The sequence below is a fragment of the Streptomyces sp. YS-3 genome (assembly GCF_045257485.1).
GTDB lineage: Bacteria > Actinomycetota > Actinomycetes > Streptomycetales > Streptomycetaceae > Streptomyces.
This window is the reverse complement of record NZ_JBJHPC010000811.1, coordinates 1-2,488: the sequence shown is the minus strand read 5'-3', so window position 1 is coordinate 2,488 and position 2,488 is coordinate 1. Positions and strand designations below refer to the sequence as shown.

Annotated in this window: 2 protein-coding genes; one reads left to right on the top strand and one right to left on the bottom strand. The window is 71.7% G+C overall.

Annotated elements, in window-relative coordinates:
* Window positions 1-342: 342 nt before the first annotated feature.
* Window positions 343-1,866 carry an MFS transporter gene (locus ACJA3G_RS35065; RefSeq protein ID WP_406557070.1) on the bottom strand — a complete coding sequence of 508 codons (1,524 nt, stop codon included), beginning with the start codon at window positions 1,864-1,866 and terminating at the stop codon, window positions 343-345.
* A gap of 158 nt (window positions 1,867-2,024) precedes the next feature.
* Here ACJA3G_RS35065 and ACJA3G_RS35060 point away from each other — a divergent pair, with 158 nt between their 5' ends.
* The gene (locus ACJA3G_RS35060; RefSeq protein ID WP_406557069.1) at window positions 2,025-2,474 is read left to right on the top strand and encodes a MarR family winged helix-turn-helix transcriptional regulator; all 450 of its coding nucleotides are present in this window, start codon (window positions 2,025-2,027) and stop codon (window positions 2,472-2,474) included.
* Window positions 2,475-2,488: the final 14 nt, after the last annotated feature.

Here is a 2,488-nt window from a genome sequence, read left to right as displayed (position 1 = left end):
ACCCTCAACCGCGCCGCCGTGGGCATCCTGTCCCGCTGCCCCGGGACCGGCCGGGTTCAGCTTCGGGGCGCTCCCGGGCGGCGGGCCAGGATGCCCACGGCGGCGCGGTTGAGGGTACGGCCGCGTACGTCGAGGGTCACGTCTTCGAAGCCCGCCTCGACGACCCGTACGGGTCGAAAGTGCCTTGACGAGCGCTCGACAGCCACCGACCGGCGCGGCCGGTCCGCTTCCGCCCATGGCGCGCAGACGCACAACGGTCTCCCGGGCCGATGGAGGGCGGCCGGGGAGACCGGACGGACCGCGTGCGGGGGATGCCGCGGACCGCGTTCTGAGGGGTCGGCGTCAGTCGGACGCCGGGGGCGCGGTCACACGCCGCGGTTCGGCGGGAGCCGTCTCATCCTGCGGGTCGGCCTGTTGCGGGGCCTTGGGGGCGGACGCGGGCCCGAACACGAGACGGCCGGGCGGCAGGATGAAGGCGGCCGGCGAGGCCAGCACCCACAGGATCACCACGGTCACCAGACCGGCCACGGCCGCGTCCACGGGGTCGCCGTTGTCGTCGAGGTGCCCGAAGAACACGGTGCCGACGACGGCGATGCCGGTCGCGACGCCGATCTGGATCGCCGTGTTCACGAGTGCCGCGGCGGCTCCCGCGTGCCGGCCAGGGGTCTTGGCCAGGACCGTGGTGACGAGTACGCCCGAGGTCATGGAGACCCCGAGGCCGGCGAGCAGCAGTCCGGGCAGGATCTGCCAGGAGTGCAGTCCCGTCCCGTACCGCTGGAACGCCGCGAGGACCAGGCCCATGCCGCCCGCCGCGATCAGCGAGCCGACCGCCGCGACCGGCCTGCCGAACTGCCGGATCTTCGGCGCGAAGGGCGTGAACAGACCCACGCCGACCGCGAAGGGCACCATGCTCAGGGCGGTGTGCAGCGGCGAGTAGCCCAGCCCGCTCTGGAGATGGACGGTGATCACCAGGGTGTAGCCGGTGCCGGCGAAGAACAGCACGGCGACCAGAAGGCCGCCCAAGGGGGCGTGTTCGCGCAGGAGTTGCGGGTCGATCAGCGGGGCGTGGCCGCGACGGGTGACACCGCGTTCGTACCACGCGAAGACCCACAGCAGCGCCGGGCAGGCCGCCATCAGGGCAAAGCTCCACCAGGGCCAGCCCAGGGTGCGCCCCTCGACGAGCGGATAGAGCAGGGCGAGGACGGCCGCCGTGGCGATGGCCAGACCCGGGATGTCGGTGGTGGCCGCGTGCTCGGCCCGCGAGTCGCGGCACAGGTAGTGCGTGGCGATCAGCGCGGCGATGCCGATGGGGACGTTGACGAAGAAGATCGGCCGCCAGCCGAGGCCGAAGAGGTCGGCGTTGAGCAGCAGGCCGCCGATCAGCGGGCCGCCGACGCCGCCGATGGAGAAGTTGAGGCCGAAGATCGCCGCCGCCTTGGACTGCTCGGCGGGCGGGAACTCCACGCGCAGCATGGCGAGCACCTGGGGCACCATCAGGGCGGCGGAGGCTCCCTGGGCGATCCGGGCGGCCACCAGCATCTCAGGGTTGACCGCGAGGCCGGTGAGCGCGGAGGTGACGGTGAAGGCCACCAGGCCGAGCTGGAAGACGCGCAGTCGGCCGTACCGGTCACCGAGGCGGGACGCGGTGATCATCCCGGAGGCGAAGGCGAGCACATACCCGGCGATGGACCATTCGAGCTGGGTGCTCGACGCGTGCAGTTCCCCCCTCAGCGAGGGCAGCGCCACATTGATCACGGTGGTGTCCACCAGATCCATGAAGACCGCCGACAGCGTGACGACGAACGCCGCCCACCGCCGGGGGTTGAACTCGGGTGCGGCGGCGGTGGGAGGTGAGGCTAAGGGCATGGGCCATCCCTTTCCTGAGCAGGCCCGGAGCGCACGTGTCCGGTAGGGTGGACGAGCAAAGAGAGAGTTTGCTTTGAAAGCAAAACTATAAGGGGGTCGGCGGGATGTCAACGGAGCGCGAGGCGGAGCGAAAGCGGCAGGCCGCCCGGGAGACCGGGATGAGCAGGGATGACGCGATCCGGGCCATGCTCGTGCTGATGCCGCGTGTCGCGCAGCGGCTGAAGCGCACCACCGTCCCCGAGCAACTCCGCTCGATGAACCTCGCCCCGCGCCACCTCTCCCTCCTCTCCCACCTCGTCTTCGACGGCCCGGCCCTCGTCAACGAACTCGCGGCCCGCCTGGAGGTCGCCCCCACCACGGTGAGCCTGATGGTCGCGGACCTGAGCCGTCAGGGCGTCGTCGAGCGCCGGGCCGACCCCTCCGACCGGCGGCGCACGATCGTCTCCCTCACCGAGGACCCGGAGATCCGCGAGGCCATCAACAGCTGGCTCGCACGCGGCGCCGACGCCTGGGAGAAGGCCCTGGACCCGCTCACCCCGCAGGAGCGGGCCATATTCGTGCGCACCATGGAGGCGTACGAGAGCGGAGCCTCCGGCGCGACGGAGTAGGACCCGGCCCCACT